This is a genomic window from Chryseobacterium sp. TQ-BC-N36, assembly GCF_058382295.1.
This window is the reverse complement of the sequence record NZ_CM178175.1, coordinates 27,598-47,983: the sequence shown is the minus strand read 5'-3', so window position 1 is coordinate 47,983 and position 20,386 is coordinate 27,598. Positions and strand designations below refer to the sequence as shown.

Here is a 20,386-nt window from a genome sequence, read left to right as displayed (position 1 = left end):
AGTTTACTTTAAAGTTTGAGCTTACTTTCTTGTAACCCGCAACAAAAGTATTAAAACTAAAATTACTGAAAAAATAAAGCCTAAAACTGCTACCAGAGACAGTTCTCCAATTCTCGGGCCGGATTCTGAAGTAAAAACTATAGCCGTTGCAATAATATTCGCTCCTAAAACCATAGCCAGAATCAGATTAATTACACTGGATTTAATAAGCTGATTGGTCTTCTCTATATTTTTGATCTCACTGGAAACCGTAAATTTATTTTCATCAAGCTTTTGGAGTACAGAACGGAGTTCTTTTGGAATTTCATCTACATTATCCGTAAAATTCATCATCCGGTCCATCCCTGTTTTTAAAAGATTCTTTGGTTTGATTTTTTTGGTGAAAATCTTTTTGGTATAAGGATGCAGACTTTTCACAATATCCAGATCAGGATTGATATTTCTTCCTACCCCTTCTATCAGGCTTATTCCTTTAAATAAAAGATAGAAATAATCTGGCATATAAAGCCTGTTGTCTTTCAGAATATCCTTCATCTTGTTGAGGATCACCTGCACATTGATATCCTGTAATGATGAACTGTGAACAAAATTCAGGATATCCTCCACATCATTTTCGAACCTGCGTTCATCAGGAATTTCATAGCTGACTGCCATTTTCTTAAGATAGCGGACTATTTTATGGGAATTTTTGGCAACAAAACTTACGATAAGGTTTTCCAGAATTTCTTTATCATTGGGCTGAATTTTCCCTACTGCTCCAAAATCAATGAAAACGATTTTGCCATCTTTTTTCACTAAGATATTTCCGGCATGAGGATCAGCATGAAAGAATCCGTAATCCAAAATCTGAGAAACAAAAAGCCTTAATCCTACTTCAGAAACCTTTACAGGATCAATACCATTCTCCAGAAGAACTGATTTATCCGTAACTTTTATCCCATCTATGAATTCCATACAGAGAATATTGTTGTTGGAAAATTCTTCATAGACTTTTGGAACATAGGTCTCTTTATTATTCTTAAAATTAAGACGGAACTGCTGGATATTATTTCTTTCATTGATCAGAGAAACTTCTTCAAGCAATGATTTTTCAAACGTAGAAATAGCCTGTTTCAGATTAAGTTTCTCTCCTATTTCCGAATAAGTGGATATCAGTTTTTCAATATCTTTGATTAACAGTAAATCATCCTCAATCACTGACTGCACGTCAGGTTTTCTTAATTTTAGAATCACCGGACTGCCGTCCAGTAAAACCGCTTTATACACCTGTGCAATGGAAGCTGTTGCTAAAGGCTTTTTCTGAACTTCAAGGAAGTAATCTTTCACAGAAATATTAAACTCACTTTCCAGTGCTTCTTCTACATCCATATCTACTGTTTCCACTTTGTCCTGAAGTTTCTGCAGTTCCTGAATAAGTTCCGGTGGCAGCAAGTCTTCCCTGTTGCTGAATGTCTGGCCGAGCTTTACAAAGGTAGGTCCCAGCTCTTCAAGAGCCAGTCTTATTCTTTCATAAACGGTTCCTTTTGAAATAATTTCATCTGAATTGCCTGAAACGTCCTCCTGCTTATTCCCTCCGTTCATTCTCGCCAGAAGATCTTTGAATCCATATTTACTCAATACGGAAATCAGTTTTGCGGATCTCTTCAGTTTTCTTTGCTGCTTGTCAAACATAGTGTATCAATAGTAGGTGCAATTTACTCCAAAAACTGTTCCTATTTTTATTAAATTAGGGAACTTAAAACTAACTACCATTACTTATGAAAAAAACTTTTACTTTATTGTTCTCGATTCTTACCTTCTGCATTCTTTCGGGACAATCCAACTATAGCCAAAGGTACAAAGAGTACGACAATCAAAATTTTCAAAAAGCCATATATTACTTTAACAAAGCGATCGATACCAGAGAAAATATTTCTGATTCTTATTTATACAGAGGGATGTCTTATCTCTATTTATATGATGCTGAAAAGTGCAGGGCAGATTTTGATAAAGTTCTGGAATTAGATCCTAAAAATAAAATGGTTTATACTTTTTACGGTAAGTATTATTCATTAACCAATCAGTTTGCCAAGGCTGTTGAAAGTTATACTATTGCATTGGAAAGAATGCCTGATGATTATAGATTATATGGTGAAAGAGGAGCTGCTAAAGCTGAACTCGGGATGTATAGTGAAGCTCTTGCCGATGCTGATATCTCTGTACAAAAACAACCAAAAAATTACAGAGGGTATCTGAACCGGGGTTATGTTAAAATGCGTATGGACAAATATGCTGAAGCCGTTGAAGATCTCAGCACTTCATTAGCGGTTCAAAAATCAGAAAAAGGTTATGAACACAGAGGAATGGCGTATGCCTTATTAAGAAAGAATGATGCTGCATTGCAGGATTTTGAAAAGGCACTGGAATATAATCCGAATAATCCTCTTGTTCTATATTATCAGGGAGAAGTTTTATTATCTACAGGACAGCAGGAAAAAGCCTGCAAAAGTTTTATAAAGAGCAAACAGCTGGGGAATGACAGCATTGATGATGTTATTTCTAAAGCCAAATGTCAGGAGGTCAAAAATTAAAAATAACAATACATAATCAAATTTTAAAGAATTAAAAATATTCATAATAAGAAAAAAATATCATTTCTCATAAAATTTAATATATTTACAAGGTACAATAAAACAAACTAAAAGTATTAGAACATGAAAAATTTACGTAACAACAAACTTTCAAGAGAGCAATTAAAAGGGATCGCAGGAAGCGGTCTTAGTGGCATTACTATTCCAAACTGCTCTAACGAGTGCTGCCCTACTGACGGAAGACCAAGATGCCCAAGACTGATCTGTCCTGCGGTAGTTTGCCCTCAGTATGTTTAATGTATTAAAAAAAATTTTAGGTAAATAAAAACAGAATGCATCAGCATTCTGTTTTGTTATTTAAGATAGGTTTCATACAGATCTTTCCGGCGGTCTTTCATCACCTGTACAGAACCGTTGTGATGGAGATCTTTTAACAGATTCAGGTCTACGTCTACAATCAGGGTCATTTCTGTATTGGGAGTTGCTTCTCCTTTCACCGCATTGGATGGAAAGGCAAAATCGGAAGGGGTAAATACGGCAGCCTGCCCGAACTGAATATCCATATTGTTTACCTTAGGAAGATTTCCTACACAACCTGCAATCGCTACATAACATTCATTTTCTATAGCTCTTGCGGCAGCACAGTGGCGTACTCTCATGTAAGCATTCTGAGTATCTGTAAGGTAAGGAACAAACAGAATTTTCATTCCCTGGTCAGCTAAAATTCTGGGCAGTTCCGGGAATTCAACATCATAACAGATCACAAGACCTATTTTTCCGCAGTCGGTATCAAAAACTTTTATTTCATTTCCTCCTTTCATCCCATAGTACCTTTTTTCATTCGGAGTAATATGAATTTTTCTATATTCATCCATACGGCCATCACGGTGAAGAAGGTAACTGACGTTGTAGAGTTCATTATTTTCAAAAACAGGCATACTTCCGGAGATAATATTGACATTGTAACTGATAGCCAGTTCGGAAACTTTATTCTTAATCTGTTCAGTAAGTTTCGCCAGCTCTATCATACTGTCCCTCTCCGAAAGATTATTAAACGGAGCCAGTAGAGGAGTATTGAAAAGTTCCGGAAACAGCACAAAATCCGATTTGTAATCCCCCATCACATTGACAAAAAATTCTACCTGTTCATAAAAAGCCTCTATATCTTTAAAATGCCTCATCTGCCATTGAACGAGCCCAAGCCGTATAATGCTGTCCTGCATCGTATTCGGTCTTTTGCTGTAATAGATATTATTCCATTGTAAAAGCACGGCATTTTCTCTGGAAGCTTCATCTTCGGGAAGATATTTTTTCAAAACCCTGATGGGTAAAAAGTTATTGGAAAGCTGGAAAGACAATACCGGATCATAGATCTCCTTATCTCTCACTTTCCGTATATATTCCCTGGGAGAAAGTTCGTGACTGTATTTATGATAGCTCGGAATTCTTCCTCCAAGAATAATTGATTTTAAGTTTAACAATTCGCAGAGTTCTTTTCGGGCGTCATAAAGCCTTCTTCCAAGGCGCAACTCCCGGAAGTCAGGATCTACAAAGACTTCTATTCCGTACAGAACATTCCCTGTTGAAGAATGGGTATTGAAGGTATAATTTCCTGTAATATCGCTGTAGGTATGATCATCCCCGAATTCTTCATAATTGACAATAATGGAAAGTGCCACTGCCGCCAGTTTTCCATCTACAGTAATACAGATTTGTCCATTGGGAAATATTTTTGTGAGTTTATCGATACTTTTTTTGGACCATATAGATTCCGACATCTGTGGGTAGGCCCTTTTCATCGTTTCTGCCAGCTCATCATAATCCTGAAGGGTCAGGTTTCTTGTTTCTATTTGCATTTGATGTAATTTTACTTAAATTTAGGGAAAATATTTGATTTAAATCCTTACAGGAAAGCACTTTCCAACCATTTATATAAAATTTAACAGTGGATATCACCCCAATCATACGAAAAGCAATTGATTCAAATAACAACTGGAAACATTCTGCTTTCACCTCCGTAATAGAGCTCCTTTCATCTCATTACGACATTGATATAGAAATCGATACAGAAAAAATTGCTGTCCTGAGTCTGAAAAATAAAACAATCGGATATATCTGTTTAAATTATCCTTTGATATTTATTGAAAGTAAATATGTTTTACAAGTAAAAAATTTTCTCTATACATTTAATAATGTAGAATATATTATTGTTGATACCATATTTAACCAATACTTATTAATAAATTCTTATATTTATAATTCTTATTTTGAATATATGGAAAACTTAACTGCTTTTTCTGCTGAGGATTTTTATTTTTATAATGTAAATTAAGAGTTATACTCAATTTTTGAAAGAACTAATATAAAAGCCTTCTAGCTAATCTATAATTTTATTACAACTTTATTTTATCAATGAAGCCATATGCATTAACCTCAGCTATAAGTATCACAATTATTTTTATTTTACGATTTTTTTATCCTGATTCTACGACCAATATCTCGCACAATTTAAACTTGTTTTCAGAATCTGAAATAAATATTCACAACACCAAAAGCTTCATTTACTTTTATTTAGTAGGAGCAACGTTACTAAATTATCTTATTTTCCATAAGCATATACTATTCAAGATGGTATATTCTTTATTGATTATTATCAATCTTATCCTCATTGTTTTTTCATTAAAACAGTTTTAATAAAAAATCCCGCCCAAACGGGCAGGATTTATATTTTAAATTCAAGTCAAAGATTATTCCCACTCAATGGTCGCAGGCGGTTTGCTTGAAATATCGTAAGCTACTCTGTTGATTCCTCTTACCTCGTTGATGATTCTGCTGGAAACGGTATCAAGGAACTCATAAGGAAGTCTGCTCCAAGTTGCTGTCATGAAGTCGATGGTGTTGGCAGAACGAACTACAGCGGTGTATTCGTAAGTTCTTTCGTCACCCATTACCCCTACAGATTTTACAGGAAGAAGCACTACGAATGCCTGAGATACTTTTTCGTAAAGGTCATTTTTATATAGCTCTTCAATGAAAATATCATCAGCTTCCTGAAGGATTCTCACTTTCTCAGCATCTACAGCTCCCAATACTCTGATTCCTAATCCAGGCCCTGGGAAAGGGTGTCTGTATACTAAATGATGAGGAATTCCCAATTCTTCTCCTACCCTTCTTACTTCATCTTTGAAAAGTTCTCTCAATGGCTCTAATAATTCGAATTCCATATCTTCAGGAAGTCCCCCTACGTTGTGGTGAGACTTAATCACTGCAGATGGCCCGTTGACAGACTGGCTTTCAATAACGTCAGGATAGATGGTACCCTGAGCCAGGAATTTAGCGCCTTCAATTTTATGAGATTCTTCATCAAAAACATGGATAAATTCGTTTCCGATGATTTTTCTCTTTGCTTCCGGATCATCTACTCCTGCCAGTTTTGAAAGAAACCTTTCTTTAGCATCTACCATTTTAATGTTCATATGGAAATGCTCTCCATACTGATCCATTACTTTCTTTCCTTCATCTTTTCTCAACAATCCTGTATCTACGAAAATACAGGTCAACTGGTCGCCGATGGCTTTATGGATCAAAACAGCTGCTACAGAAGAGTCTACACCACCTGAAAGCCCAAGGATCACTTTGTTGTCTCCTACTTTCTCACGGATTTCCTCTACTGTTTTTTCTATATAGTTGGTCAGTTTCCAGTTTTTCTCTGAGTTACAGATTCCGAAGACGAAATTTTCAAGCATTTTTGCTCCTTCCTCAGTATGAGAAACTTCCGGGTGGAACTGAACACAGAAGATTTTCTTATCTTCATTGGAGATAGAAGCAATGACCCCTGATTTTGCATTTAATTCAAAACCTGCAGGCAATTCTCCTACTTCATCAAAGTGGCTCATCCAAACTACAGAGTTTTGAGTAACTCCTTTCAATAAAGAGCTTTCTTTTACAATCTCCAGATTTGCTTTACCATATTCTCCTTTTTCACCTTTGTTTACTTTTCCTCCCAAAAGATGGGCAGTCATCTGCATTCCATAACAGATTCCCAACACAGGAACTCCCTGCTCGTATAATTCTTTCTGAACCAGGTGAGCATTTTCTGCATTTACAGAGCTTGGTCCGCCAGAAAGGATAATCCCTTTTGGCTGTTTTGCTAAAATATCTTGTAATGGTGTATTGTAAGGTAAGATCTCAGAATATACTCCCATCTCACGGATTCTTCTTCCGATAAGCTGGTTGTACTGGGATCCGAAATCTAAAATAATAATACCGTTGTTCATTTTTGATAATTGATAAATGATGATTGATAAATGATAGAGCTTATGGCGGCTCGCTTATGACTGATGGCTTGGAGATCACTCCAAATTAACCTTTATCCAACTCACATCTAACCTCTAGCTTCTAACTTATAATTATTAACTGTTTTACAAAAAAAGACTTGGAATGACTCCAAATCTTTTTTCGTGATTTTTATTAAAATTTTCCGATGTCATCTCTGTAGAAGCCGTAATCGAAATGTACATGAGATGCATCTTCGTACACTTTTTTGCGGGCATCTTCATAAGTAGTTCCTGTAGCTACAATGTTCAGTACTCTACCGCCATTGGAAACCACTTTGTCACCCTTACTGATTGCTCCAGCATAAAGTAGCTTACTGTGCTTCATTTTATCTTCTCCTGTGATCTCGAAACCTGTTTCGATATTTCTCGGATATCCTCCTGAGCACATTACAAGACAAACAGCTTTTTCGCCTTTGAATTTAAGCTCGATGTCTTTTCCTTCCATACAATCCTGGATCACATCCAGAAGATTATTTTCCATCAGTGCCATCAATACCTGTGTTTCAGGATCTCCGAATCTCATGTTATATTCAAGAAGGTACGCTCCGTTTTTTGTAACCATTAATCCGAAGAAAATGATTCCTTTAAATCCGAACCCTTCAGCTTTAAGACCTTTAAGGGTAGGTTCCAAGATATTTTTCTCGAAGTCTGCATAATGTTCCTGAGTAAATTCCGGACTTGGAGCTACCGAACCCATACCCCCTGTATTTGGTCCTGTATCTCCGTTTCCTGCTTTCTTATAGTCTTTTGCAGCTACACACGGGAATAGTTTTTCACCATTAGAGAATGCAATGATAGACGCTTCAAAACCTTGTAAATATTCTTCAATAACTAAACGGATACCGGCATCTCCATAAATTCTTCTGATCATAAAATCATGAATTGTAGCTTCAGCTTCTTCAAGGGTATCACAAATAACAACACCTTTACCACCAGCCAAACCGCTTGCTTTGATCACTAAAGGATATTGCTGTGTCTTTACATATTCTATCGCTTCATTATATGAATCAAATACCACAGCTTTAGCTGTCTTGATATCATAGGTCTGCATAAATTTCTTAGAGAAAGCTTTACTTCCTTCAAGGCTTGCTACTTTTTGAGTAGGACCGAAAACCTTAAGATCGTGCTTTTTAAACTCGTCCTTGATACCTGCTACAAGAGGAGCCTCAGGACCTACGATTGTAAGATCAATCTTTTCTTTAATAGCGAAATCTCTAAGTTCTTTGATTTCTGATAAATGAACATTTTTCCCTATTACATCGGTAGTAGCATTCCCGTTGGCAAAAAACATTTTAGAAATTCTTGGGTCATTCTGAAGCTTTGCCGCTAAAGCAGATTCTCTACCGCCTTCACCTATGATTAATATTCTCATACTTTATTTATTATCTAGTCTTATTTTACAAATATATAATTTTGAATGCTAAAAATACAATCCCTAATTATTTTTTAATTCTATTTTAATTAGTGGAAAAAGTGTCTCACCCCAGTAAACATCATTGGTATACCATGCTCGTTAGCAGCTTCTATACTGTCCTGATCTTTTACACTTCCACCTGGCTGAATAATGGCCTTGATACCTTCCTGAGCACAGAAATCTACCACATCACGGAAAGGGAAAAATGCATCTGAAGCCAATACCAGATCTCCGGAGAATTTTTCTTTAGCTCTTTCGATAGCCTGCTGAGTCGCCCAGATTCTGTTAACCTGTCCACCGCCGATACCGAATGCCTGAATTCCGTTGGAAACCACAATTGCATTTGACTTTACGTATTTTACCACTCTCTGAGAGAAAAGTAAAGCTTTTTTCTGCTCTTCTGTAGGCTGTACCTGAGTAACGACTTTGATATCGTCTGAGAAGTGAAGATCATTATCCTGTACAAGGATACCTCCGTCTACTTTCACCCAGGTCTGTTTATCAGAAACAGGGTTAACGATTTTGATGATTCTCAGGTTTTTCTTTTTTCTTAAAATTTCAAGGGCTTCTTCATCAAACTCAGGCGCCATTACAATTTCAAGGAATGTTTTGTTTAGTTCTTCAGCTGTTGCTGCATCAATTTTATAGTTCATTGCAACAATTCCGCCAAAGATGGAAACCGGATCACATTCGAATGTTTTCTGGTAAGTTTCCAGTGCTGAAGTTCCGATCGCCACGCCACAAGGAGTAGAATGTTTTACAGCGCAACAAGCCATTTCTTCCTTAAACTCGGTAACTACTTTCCAGCAAAGGTCCATATCACGAAGATTGTTGAAAGAAAGTTCTTTACCACCAAGCTGTTCGAAGTCTTTCATAGCTCCATTCTCGAAAGTAGAAACATAATAAGCTGCTGTCTGATGAGGATTCTCACCATATCTTAAGTCAGCAACTTTTTTGTAAGAAGCATTCAGATAAGTAGGATATTCTTCATCCAAAAGCATTCTTGAAATGGCTGCATCATAGGCAGAAGTAAGGTTAAATACCTTTCCTGCAAGCTTTTTACGGGTTTCAATATAAGTATCACCGTTTTGTTCCATTTCAATTTTTACTGCCGCATAGTCATCAACATCAGTGATTACCGTTACAGAATCAAAGTTTTTAGCGGCAGAACGAAGCATTGACGGACCACCAATGTCGATAAATTCTACTTTCTCATGCAAAGAAATATCTTTGTTTACATTTTCAAAGAAAGGATAAAGATTTACGATCACCATGTCTATCAGACCAATTCCGTGCTCCTGAACGGTTTTCATGTGCTCTTCGTTGTTACGGACAGCCAGCAGTCCTCCGTGAACTTTCGGATGTAAAGTCTTCACTCTTCCATCCAGCATTTCAGGAAAATTGGTTACCTCATCAATCTGAATAGGATTTAAACCAGCGTCTTTCAAATGTTTGAACGTTCCTCCTGTAGAGATCAACTCATAATTCTGAGCTTCCAAAAACTGTGCGAAATCAATTAACCCACTTTTGTCAGAAACACTGATTAAAACTCTCTTTTTACTCATTTTACTTTCAATTTTTTACTTTTTACAGCTATTTCAAACTGTATTCGGGTCTTTCACCTCCGAACTTACTTTTATTTTTTACTTAGATTTTTTGATAATGCAGCAATGTAGCAGTCTAGCAATGTAACAATACCTTCAACATTGGTAAATTGGTACACTGATACATTGTTATATTTATTAATTTCCCAGGACCTTATTGATCGCTTCCGGAAATATTTCATATTCAATCTGGTGAACTTTCTGCGCCAGTGTTTCAGGGGTATCTTCTGCTGTTACTTCAAAAGACTTCTGAAGAATAGCCTCTCCCTCATCAATACCCGGCGTTACAAAATGTACTGTTGCCCCACTCTCTACTTCTTTCGCTTCAATGACTGCATTATGAACGTTCATCCCCCACATTCCCTTTCCTCCGAACTTCGGAAGCAATGCGGGATGAATATTGATTATTTTACCATTCCAGTTTTCGCAGAATTCCGGTTTTAAAATGGATAAGAATCCTGCCAATACGATCAGATCTGTATCTTGTGGAATCACTTTAGCCAATTCGCTGCTGAAATTCTTTCCTCTTGGAATGAGTATATTTTCTATATTGTGATTTTTTGCTCTTTCCAATCCGAAACATTCCCTGTCAGCGACCACCAGAGTTACTTTTGCATTCCGGATTTCTCCTGAGTCAATAGCATCAATGATCCTCTGCAGATTTGTTCCTGAACCGGAGACGAGTACAACGATGTTCTTCATATTTTGAATGTAACAATGTAGCAGTCTAACAATATAACAATGATTTTAATTGGTACATCGGTATATTGTTACATTGTTACATTGTTATATTATTATAGTGATAAATTGATTTTCTCTGCACCTTCAGTGATTTCGCCAATTTCATAGGCATCATCCAAAAGGTGTAATACTTTTTCAGCATGTTCAGCATCTACAACGATGATCATCCCAACACCCATATTGAATGTTCCGTACATTTCCTCACGTGCCACACCACCTCTCTTCTCAAGCTCAAGCATTACACTTGGAATTCTGATTTTTGAACCGTCAATAGAAGCACAAAGTCCTTCAGGAATAATTCTTGGAACGTTTTCATAAAGACCGCCCCCTGTGATGTGAGCAATTCCTTCTACTTTCACTTCTTCCAATACTTTATGGATATCTTTATAGTATAATCTTGTAGGAACTAAAAGTGTTTCATATAAAGGTTTCCCTTCAAACTCTTCTTCAAAGTTCGGGAATACTTTTCTTACCAAAGAGAATCCGTTTGAATGGAATCCTGAGCTTGGTAATGCAATAATTTTGTTTCCAGCTTTAATCTTGGACCCATCAATGATCTGATCCTTTTCTACGATTCCTACGCAGAATCCTGCAACATCATAGTCTCCCGGCTGGTACATTCCTGGCATTTCAGCAGTTTCTCCACCGATCAGTGCACAATTGTTATCCTTACAAGCTTCCACCATTCCTAAAACAATTTCTGCAGCGATTTCCGAATCAAGCTTTCCGCAAGCCAGATAATCTAAGAAGAACAAAGGTCTTGCACCGTGACAAAGAATATCATTGGCACACATTGCGAAGCAATCTATACCGATAGAATCATACTTTTTAGTATCTAAAGCTACTTTCAGCTTGGTCCCTACTCCATCTGTTCCTGATACAAGAACCGGATTTTTATATCCACCGATTTCATAGAAAGCACCAAAACTTCCCAAATGATTCAGTACATTAGAATTGTGGGTTTCACCGACCGCCTTTTTGATCTTGTCAACCGTTTTGTATCCTTCTTCTTTGTCTACTCCTGCTGATTTGTAAGTGTTGCTCATGTTTAATAATTTAATAATGTAACAATATATCAGTTTAGCAATGTAACAATAGCTTCACTTTGGAAACCGGAGAATTGGTAAACTGGTACATTAGTATATTGATACATTTTATTTTAATAATTACTTTTATACTTGATTTTAGAAAACAAAAAAGCCGACAATCTTTTCAGATTATCGGCCGTTATTTTATCTCAGAATTTCAGAGCCCACAATTTTCCCTTTATGAGAAAAACATTGTTTATAGGAGGTCTGAATTTTCATCTCTTTTCTTTTTGCAAAAATAGTAATTTTAAATGAATATTCAAATTCTATTTTTCAAGGATCGTTTCAATGGCTGCAATCTTCTTAATTTTTTCCTTTAATTCACTGTCTTTCTCATCATTGGAAATTTTTTGAGCAGCTTTATCAAAGTTGTCATTAAAGAATGGAAGGGAAAAAGTTTCCACCACATTTCCACCATGGAAAGGGAAACGCTTTGATGCAGCTTCCAAAACTCCCGCTCCACCTCTACCTCCCGGAGATGTAGACATCAATAGCATCGGTACTTCATTCCAAACCGTTCTGTCTTTAATTCTGGATACCCAGTCGAACACATTTTTGAATGCTGTAGAATACGTTCCGTTGTGCTCTCCCAAAGACACCAATAATACATCAGCTCCATCAATTTTTGCTGCAAAATCATGGGCTTCCTGAGGAACACCGTTAGCCAGCTCTCTTTCATGTTTGTAGATAGGCATTTCGAAAGGGTTTAAATCAATTACTTCAGTTTCTGCGTTTTCAAATAATGTTGAAGCATATGCTACCAACTGCTTGTTCATTGATACTTCTGAGTTACTTCCTGCTATTGCTAAAATTTTCATATGTGAGGTTTATTTTTAAGATTACAAATTTAGTTTTTTATTTAAGATAAGCCGGTAATTCCATTGGGACTTCCATTAATAATACTTCTGTGTCTTCTACCGCCTCAATATTAAAGCTCTGAGTATCCCAGATTCCCAGTCCGTCTCTTTCATTCAGAACACGGTCTCCAATTTTTACACTTCCTTTTAAAACAAATGCATAAACCCCGTTTCCTTTTTTATGAAGCATATAATTTTTCCCATTTCCTTTTTTAAAGTTACCTAGATTAAACCATGCATCCTGATGAATCCAAACTCCGTCATCATTTTTATCAGGAGATAAAATCTGCTGAAATCCATTGATCTTTTCACCCTCTTTAATACTTTTCTGGTCGTATCTTGGCTCTACATCCAGTTCTCTGGGGAAAACCCAAATCTGCAGAAATTTTACTTCTTCATCCTTATTTTTATTGTATTCGCTGTGCATAACACCGGTTCCGGCGCTCATGACCTGAATTTCCCCTTTTCTGATCACCGCTGTAGTTCCCATTGAATCTTTATGCTCAAGATCTCCTTCCAGGGGAATAGAGATAATTTCCATATCCCTGTGCGGGTGTGTTCCGAAGCCCATTCCCTGAGAAACGGTATCATCGTTTAATACTCTTAAAACACCAAAGTGTGTTCTTTCTCTGTTCTGATAGTTGGCAAAACTGAATGTATGGTAAGAATTTAACCATCCGTGGTTGGCATGGCCTCTTGAATCTGCTTTATGATATACTGTTTTCATTTTCTGTGATTATTTATAGTACAAATGTACGGCATATGGGTGTTTAAACAGTTGATGTAGGTTAAGAAAGGAAATTGGGAATAAAATGAATAAATTCCCACTCTTCTAATCAACCGTGTCAAGGTTTAAAACCTTGACACGGTTGATTAGAAAGCATCTTTAATCTTCGAATTTCTTTTAAGATAAAAAAACAGACCACAGATTATCATCATTAAAACTGTCAGAATTTGTAAAACTTCATTAATATAACCAGAAAAACTTCCCAAAACATTCGTTACAATACCGGTCCCTATTTGATTGGCTGCCATCAGAAATCCTGAAACTAAAACAGAATAGGCAGGAAATTCTACTGTTCCCCAGCCAATTGAACCAGGAAATATGCTTCCCATACAAAAACCAATCATCAGCATCATGAATAACAGGAGATGGACATGAGGATAAACCAACAGTAAAATAATCATTATTCCCACTGCAACAGGAGCATAGAGAAAGAATAAGGAAAGATCAAATATTTTTGAAAATACCCCAAACAGAAGGCGGTTCAAAGCAATCCCTGCCCAAAAGAGAGACAGGCCAATGCTGGCTTCGCTATTATCCAGCCCTTTACTTTTTAAGATAATTCCTCCAAAGCTCCCGAAAGTTCCTTCTACACAGCCATACAAAATAATTGCAATGAAAAACACCCACAGTTTTTCAGGAATTCTCACATGATCAGGAAGTTTAAAAAATGACCCTTTTTCAATTTTAAAAAATAAAAAAACAATCAACACCAAGCTTATAACAACAAATATACTTCCGGGAAGATACATCCAGTTTCCGACATCTCCTAGAAGATTCATCATCAGTGGAGAGGTGGACGTACCTAATCCTACCAGAAACTGAAGAATTAAAATCGCATTGGTATTTCCTTTTTCAAATAAACTTGCTGCCAGTGGATTCAGTGTGGTAATGGAAAGTCCGAAACCTGTTCCTGTAAAAGCCACCAACACCATTAATACAGAAAACAACAGTTTTTTTTCAACAAGAAAATAATGCAGCACCCATAGAGAACCTGTAGAAACAAGCATCAGCAGAACTCCCAACGAAAGAATTATTTGGGGTCCCCATTTATTAACCAAAATCGGTGCTCCCAGACATGCCACGATGATACATAGTACCTGAGGAATAAACAGGTTCCCAAACTGTGAGGAAGATAACGCAAACAAAGAGGGATCTGTAAAAGCTGTTCCCAGTGCCGGAAAAATCACAAAATTAACCCCGGCCAGAAAGGCAAGCAAGTAGACAACAGCTATAATAGTTTTTCTGTTGTTCATCTTTTATTTCAATAGAGTATTTTTAAGGTATTCTCCCACTCTTAAAGCCATTGCTATAATGGTAAGTGCCGGATTTACGGCTCCACTTGAAACAAAAAAACCTCCGTCTACGATATACAGGTTTTCAAGGTCATGCGCTTTACAATTAACATCCACTACTGAGTTTTTCGGGTCCAGTCCCATTTTTGTTGTTCCGTTTTGATGAGCAGGGGAAGCAATATCCATTCCTTTACTAAAATAATAACCTTTGAACAGAAAGCTTTCAAACTTCCCTGATGCTTTTAACGCTTTTATTAATTCTGATTTAAGAAATTCGTGTCCTTTCTGATTATTGTCCGTATAGCTGATCTTAATCTGACCGTTTTCTACTGTTACTCTGTTTTCAGGATCTGGCAGATCTTCTGAAGTCAGCCAGAAGTCAACAGCGTGTTTAGCCATTAGCTCAAAAGTAAATCCCGGTGCGGCAATCGGACTATCTGCCTTAATCTGATGTTCATCTGATTTTCCAAGCATCTGTATATGTCCTAAAGGGAACTCATACTTAGCCGTTGCATGATAAAAATCGTTAATACCAAATGTTTTCCCAAATTTTGTAGGATTAGGTTCAGTATAAAGGGCTATCAATGCTGTATTCTGATGAAACATATAATTACGTCCCACCTGATCTGAAGTATTGGCAAGTCCGTTTGGAAAATGTTCATTTTTACTCTGCAGCAGAATTGCAGCAGAATTGATGGCGCCGGCAGAAAGAATTATGATATCAGAAGTTACTGTTTTTATCTCTCCATCCTGTTCTATAATAACCTCATTTATTTTTCTTCCTGAGCTGTCTGTATTTAGTTTTATAACTTTTGAATGGGTCATCAGCTCAACATTGGGATATTCAAGTGCTTTTGACAGGGCACAAAGATGAGCATCACTTTTTCTTTCTGAAGCATCAGGGAAACCATCAAAACGATCCAGTGTATAAGGAGCATTAGCTGTTGTATGAGGGGTAAAGTTTACGCCGATGGGCAGCTCAAAAGGATTCAAACCATAATCTTTCAGTTCATCAAAAATTTCCTGGATTCTCGGTTCGTGAGGTAGCGGTGGGTTCGGATAAGGTTCGGAATCGAAAGGCTCAGTAGGATCTGCACCTCTTTTTCCATGGACGTTAAAAAGCTGTTCAGCCTCCAGATAGTACTCTTTTAAATCTTCATACTGAATAGGCCATGCAGGTGATACCCCTCCATAATGTTTTATTTCTTTAAAGTCTTCCTCTCTTAACCGAAATAAGGCGGCTCCATAAAACTTGGTATTTCCACCTACATTATAATGCATTCCCGGCCGAAAGCTTTTCCCGTTTTTATCCAGCCAGAGGTCTGTAGTTGTATACCTGTTTTTCTCAAAAACTTCTTCAGAATTCCAATTTTCTTTCTCCACTGGAACATAATCCCCTCTTTCTAAAATCAATATTTTTTTTCCGCTGTCAGCCAGTTTATAGGCCATCGTTGAACCTCCTGCTCCGGTTCCAATAATGATGATATCGTACATTGTTTACAATTTGGTATATCTAAGTTAGAGATTAAAAAAGCAGAGAGAGCTTAACAAAATGTTAAATTTCAATTGATTATATAAATAATTGATAAAAGCAGAACGGCAAGTGAGTAAAATGATCTATTTTTCCGATAAAGGATTTTTGAAAACTAAATTTTAAACTTGAAATTTAAAATTGGACTAAAACCGATTGATCTAGATATCAAAAAAAGCGGGCTAAAGCCCGCTCTATTGGTATTTAAATTCAAAACAGATAATTTTTTAAAAGTGAACCTGTTTGATTTCCTCTTCAATTTCCTTAGGCGTTTCCTCTTCAGATTTAATAAAAATCATAGTCACTACAGCTCCAATAAGCATACAAACTCCTCCTACCACAACATAATCCATAGCCTGTTTTCCGAAAATACCGCTTACAACAGGACCCCCAAACAGACCATTGATGATCTGCGGAATTACAATAAAGAAGTTGAATATTCCCATATAAACCCCCATTTTTCTCTGTGGAATTACCTCAATAAGCATAGCATAAGGCATAGCCAGAATACTCGCCCAGGCAAAACCCAGTCCGATCATTGAGATCCACAGATTGCTTACATCTTTAATGAAATACATTGAAACAAGTCCCAGCCCTCCGCACAATAAAGCCAAAGCATGAGTCTGCTTTTTACCGATCAGTTTAGCAATTGGAGTCAACAGAAATGCAAACGGGATTGCCCAAAGATTATACATTCCAAAAAGCTTTCCGGTAAGGTCGCCTGCATCATTAAATGCTTTGGAATGGGTATCCTCCGGAGAAAGACCAAAATGATGGGTTGCCAGAGCACTGGTAGTAAATACCCACATGGTAAATAAGGCAAACCATGAAAAGAACTGAACAATTCCCAGCTTTTTCATCTGCGAAGGGATTGCAGCAAAGTCTTTGAAAATATCTGAAAACTTAGACTCCTGTTTTTCAGTTTCTTTTCCATCTTCAAAATCAGCAAATTCCTGTGGTGAATACTCTCTGGTGGTCATGATGGTATACAGAATTGATATGATCAGTAGTCCTGCACCAATATAAAAGGAGTAAATGACATTATCTGCTACAAATCCTGCCGGAGCTTCATTGGAAATCCCCATTTTTGTTAACCAGTCCGGTAAATATGAACCCAGTACTGCCCCAATTCCAATTAAAATGGTTTGTACCGAGAACCCTATTGTTCCCTGATGTTTAGGGAGCATGTCCCCTACCAAAGCCCTGAAAGGTTCCATTGCAATATTCACCGAAGCATCCATCATTGCAAGAAATATTACTGCTAATAAAAGGGCGTTGGCCGCAAACATCTGAGTGACGGAAGCGGCATTAGGAAGTAAAACTAATCCTATTGCACACAAAACAGCTCCAATCAGGAAATAAGGCTTTCGTCTTCCTAACGGGCTCCATGTATTGTCTCCCATATGTCCGATAATGGGCTGAATAATCAACCCTGTAACAGGTGCCACCAGCCAGAACCATGATAATTCATGTACATCTGCTCCTAAATTACCCAGAATACGGCTTGCGTTCCCATTTTGTAACCCGAACGCCATCTGGATTCCCAAAAATCCCATACTCATATTGATAATCTGAAGGATGGATAAATCCGGCTTTTTTCTTCTTCCAAACGGGCCCGCACCATATTTTCCTAACATTTCTGCCATTATGATTTCAGCTTTTGAATTAATACATCCTCGATAGGTGCTTTTTCAGGAACTACTTTATCCACCACTTCATTCGGAACTGTCATGGAAAGTACATATTGCTTTACCTTCCAGTTTCCGTTGATTTTTTCTAATACACCTGAACCTCTGCAAATTTTCATCTGGGTATCCAGTAATTCATCGAACCACGCCAGTTTTCCATCTTTACTGAAGTAAATATTTCTTTTCAGTGCTTTAAAATTCCAGGTTTTCTTTTTATCAAAATAAGGTTTTGCCCATACCATAAATGCTTTTTTATTCCAGATTTCAGTAGCATCTGTTCCAATGAAGGTAGACTCATCCGCAAAGAGATTAAAATAGGCATTGTAATCCGCTTTTGCAGCAGCTGCATTGAAGGCATCAAGCATGACCATGATTTCTGATTTCTCTTTTTCAAATCCGGTCTTCGACTGTGCTTCCAATAAGGAGAATCCCAGTAAAAAAAGGATGAATGTATAAGCAGTCGTTAGTTTTTTCATATGTAATAATTATTTTTCCAGTTCAATAATCAACGGGGTTTTTGCAGGAATATTCATGCTGTTTTGTAATAAAATTTCTTTTTCTGAAATAATTTCTTTTCCTTTTGTAAATCCATTAAGTGATTCTGCAAACCGTTTCAAGTCTATCGTCTGTTCTTTTTCATTATTGTTGATCACCACCATTACACTTTCTTTTTCATTATATCTGAAATACACAAAAACGCCATCCTTGGGAATGAAATTTTTAGTTTTCCCGTTATGAATCACTTCCTTCCCTTTTCTCCAGTTCAATAATTTCTGAGTAAACCGGAAGAATTCTTTCTGCTCCGGAGTTTGCGTGGATGGATTAAATGCATTTTGTTGATCGGACATCCAGCCTCCCGGAAAATCCCTGCGGATATCAGCATCACCTCCTGTTTTTTTATCTCCCCTCATTCCTATTTCTGATCCGTAATAAATCTGAGGAATCCCTCTTACTGTTGAGATCAGGGTAAGTCCTATTTTATAAGCGTCAGGGTTGGCATTAAAGATTTCATTCCATCTTTCAGTATCATGATTTTCAAAAAACACTAAAGTGTTATTAATATCCGGATAAAGGAAATCACTGGTAAAGGAATCGTAAATTCTGATCATTCCTTTATCCCAGCTTTCTTTTTCTTTAAGAGCCTTAGACATATTTCCAAACAACATAAAATCCATCACCGATGGTAAGTTTGAATTATAGCCTTCTATTTCTCCTATTTTCGAATTTTTCTGCCAGGCGGCAATTTGCGCTGCTGTATAAAGCCAGGTTTCTCCAACAATATTGAATTTCGGGTATTCATCCGTAATTGCTTTAGCCCATTTTGCCATAGCATCTTTATCATTGTAAGGATAAGTATCTACCCGAAATCCTCCCAATTCGGCATATTCGATCCACCAGATTGCATTTTGTGTCAGATATTTCAAAACCAGCGGATTTTTCTGATTAATGTCGGGCATTGTCGTATCAAACCATCCGTTCAATGCATATTTTTTATCAATATCAGAGGCATTGGTATCAAATTGCGTTGTCGTTTTATAATTGGAACGTTTGAATCCTTTTTCACCTTCATCAAACCAATGAATCCAGTCTTTTGAAGGAAGATCTTTGATCATCCAGTGTGAACCTCCCCAATGATTGGTTACATAATCCATCACCAGCTTCATATTTCGTTTGTTCAGTTCCTGAGATAACTTTTTATAATCTTCATTGGTTCCGAAGCGGGCATCTATTTTATACAGATCGGTCTGGGCATAGCCGTGATAGGAGTACACTTTTTCGTTGTCCTCATTCACAGGAGTGAGCCAGACAGCAGTAGCTCCCAGATTCTGAATATAATCAAGATGGCTGATGATTCCCTGAAGGTCTCCGCCATGCCTTCCATTGGGCAGGCTGCGATCTGCTTTTTCTGTCAGTTCCGGTTTTGAATCATTCTTCTCATCACCATTGGCAAAGCGGTCAGGCATGATCAGATACATAAAGTCTTTTGAGGTAAAAGACTCACGGTTGGCTGATCCCGGATTTCTTTGCTTCAATTCATACGTGTATGAGCCGAGGTTCTTTTTACCTTTTTTAATATTGATGATGAACTTCGGAATGTTTATTTCATTGGTATTGACCGTAATAAAAACATAATTGGGATTATCCACTTTCTGAATGTCCTTGATGTGTATTCCATCTGATAGTGTAATCTCATTATTGGCAACTTCTTTTCCATAAACAAGAATCTGAAGTTCAGGATTTTTCATCCCTTTCCACCAGAAAGCCGGCTCTACTCTTTCCAGGTTTTTCTGGGAAAAAGCGGCAGAAGCTATGGAAAGAGCGAATGCTGCAAATATTGTCTTCATATTAGTGTTCAATTTAGCATTAAATTTTCATATATACATTTAAAAATGTAGTGGAAAGTCTCTTTTTTGATCCTCATTCGTTCAGAATTTCAGAATGAAATATTCTTATTCCGAATTTTACAAAGAATAATT

16 protein-coding genes are annotated in these 20,386 nt (G+C 37.0%); 2 read left to right on the top strand and 14 right to left on the bottom strand.

Translation table 11 applies throughout. The features are described from left to right. Window positions 1-21: 21 nt before the first annotated feature. Window positions 22-1,671 (bottom strand): ABC1 kinase family protein, encoded by a 1,650-nt coding sequence (locus AC3FI7_RS00185; protein ID WP_491461096.1) that lies wholly within the window; start codon window positions 1,669-1,671, stop codon window positions 22-24. An 86-nt stretch (window positions 1,672-1,757) separates the two neighbouring features. Between AC3FI7_RS00185 and AC3FI7_RS00180 the strand changes: the two genes are divergently transcribed. After that, the gene (locus AC3FI7_RS00180; RefSeq protein WP_491461095.1) at window positions 1,758-2,570 is read left to right on the top strand and encodes a tetratricopeptide repeat protein; all 813 of its coding nucleotides are present in this window, start codon (window positions 1,758-1,760) and stop codon (window positions 2,568-2,570) included. A 123-nt stretch (window positions 2,571-2,693) separates the two neighbouring features. Beyond that, entirely contained in the window at window positions 2,694-2,867 is a 174-nt protein-coding gene (locus tag AC3FI7_RS00175) for a hypothetical protein (RefSeq protein ID WP_172616962.1), read from the top strand. 56 nt (window positions 2,868-2,923) lie between these two features. Here the strand turns inward: AC3FI7_RS00175 and AC3FI7_RS00170 are convergent, their stop codons facing one another. From AC3FI7_RS00170 to AC3FI7_RS00110, 13 genes are all read right to left on the bottom strand, one after another. After that, a complete protein-coding gene (locus tag AC3FI7_RS00170) occupies window positions 2,924-4,426 on the bottom strand; it encodes a carbon-nitrogen hydrolase family protein (protein WP_491461094.1) in 1,503 nt (500 codons plus the stop codon). A gap of 891 nt (window positions 4,427-5,317) precedes the next feature. Beyond that, a complete protein-coding gene (guaA, locus tag AC3FI7_RS00165) occupies window positions 5,318-6,847 on the bottom strand; it encodes a glutamine-hydrolyzing GMP synthase (protein ID WP_142725683.1) in 1,530 nt (509 codons plus the stop codon). A gap of 193 nt (window positions 6,848-7,040) precedes the next feature. Further along, window positions 7,041-8,279 carry a phosphoribosylamine--glycine ligase gene (gene purD / locus AC3FI7_RS00160; RefSeq protein ID WP_491461093.1) on the bottom strand — a complete coding sequence of 413 codons (1,239 nt, stop codon included), beginning with the start codon at window positions 8,277-8,279 and terminating at the stop codon, window positions 7,041-7,043. A gap of 89 nt (window positions 8,280-8,368) precedes the next feature. Beyond that, window positions 8,369-9,886, bottom strand: a complete 1,518-nt coding sequence (gene purH / locus AC3FI7_RS00155; protein WP_142725681.1) for a bifunctional phosphoribosylaminoimidazolecarboxamide formyltransferase/IMP cyclohydrolase — start codon at window positions 9,884-9,886, stop codon at window positions 8,369-8,371. A 177-nt stretch (window positions 9,887-10,063) separates the two neighbouring features. Beyond that, window positions 10,064-10,627, bottom strand: coding sequence for a phosphoribosylglycinamide formyltransferase (gene purN / locus AC3FI7_RS00150; RefSeq protein WP_491461092.1), 564 nt, complete (start codon window positions 10,625-10,627; stop codon window positions 10,064-10,066). A 92-nt stretch (window positions 10,628-10,719) separates the two neighbouring features. Further along, entirely contained in the window at window positions 10,720-11,712 is a 993-nt protein-coding gene (gene purM, locus AC3FI7_RS00145; RefSeq protein WP_491461091.1) for a phosphoribosylformylglycinamidine cyclo-ligase, read from the bottom strand. Between the two features lie 308 nt (window positions 11,713-12,020). After that, a complete protein-coding gene (locus AC3FI7_RS00140) occupies window positions 12,021-12,572 on the bottom strand; it encodes an NADPH-dependent FMN reductase (RefSeq protein WP_142725678.1) in 552 nt (183 codons plus the stop codon). Window positions 12,573-12,609: 37 nt separating this feature from the next. Next, complete coding sequence (locus AC3FI7_RS00135) at window positions 12,610-13,338, bottom strand: pirin family protein (RefSeq protein WP_343657733.1); 729 nt, start codon at window positions 13,336-13,338, stop codon at window positions 12,610-12,612. 146 nt (window positions 13,339-13,484) lie between these two features. After that, the gene (locus AC3FI7_RS00130; protein WP_491461090.1) at window positions 13,485-14,651 is read right to left on the bottom strand and encodes an MFS transporter; all 1,167 of its coding nucleotides are present in this window, start codon (window positions 14,649-14,651) and stop codon (window positions 13,485-13,487) included. Window positions 14,652-14,654: 3 nt separating this feature from the next. After that, window positions 14,655-16,184 carry a GMC oxidoreductase gene (locus AC3FI7_RS00125; RefSeq protein WP_491461089.1) on the bottom strand — a complete coding sequence of 510 codons (1,530 nt, stop codon included), beginning with the start codon at window positions 16,182-16,184 and terminating at the stop codon, window positions 14,655-14,657. A gap of 264 nt (window positions 16,185-16,448) precedes the next feature. Then, window positions 16,449-17,867: an MFS transporter gene (locus AC3FI7_RS00120; protein ID WP_491461088.1), complete on the bottom strand. Its 1,419-nt coding sequence runs from the start codon at window positions 17,865-17,867 to the stop codon at window positions 16,449-16,451. Next, on the bottom strand, window positions 17,867-18,385 hold the full coding sequence (locus tag AC3FI7_RS00115) for a nuclear transport factor 2 family protein (protein ID WP_172617117.1): 519 nt from the start codon (window positions 18,383-18,385) through the stop codon (window positions 17,867-17,869). Before AC3FI7_RS00115 ends, AC3FI7_RS00120 begins: the two co-directional genes overlap by 1 nt. A 9-nt stretch (window positions 18,386-18,394) precedes the next feature. Next, window positions 18,395-20,254, bottom strand: a complete 1,860-nt coding sequence (locus AC3FI7_RS00110) for a glycoside hydrolase family 13 protein (RefSeq protein WP_491461087.1) — start codon at window positions 20,252-20,254, stop codon at window positions 18,395-18,397. Window positions 20,255-20,386 lie beyond the last annotated feature (132 nt).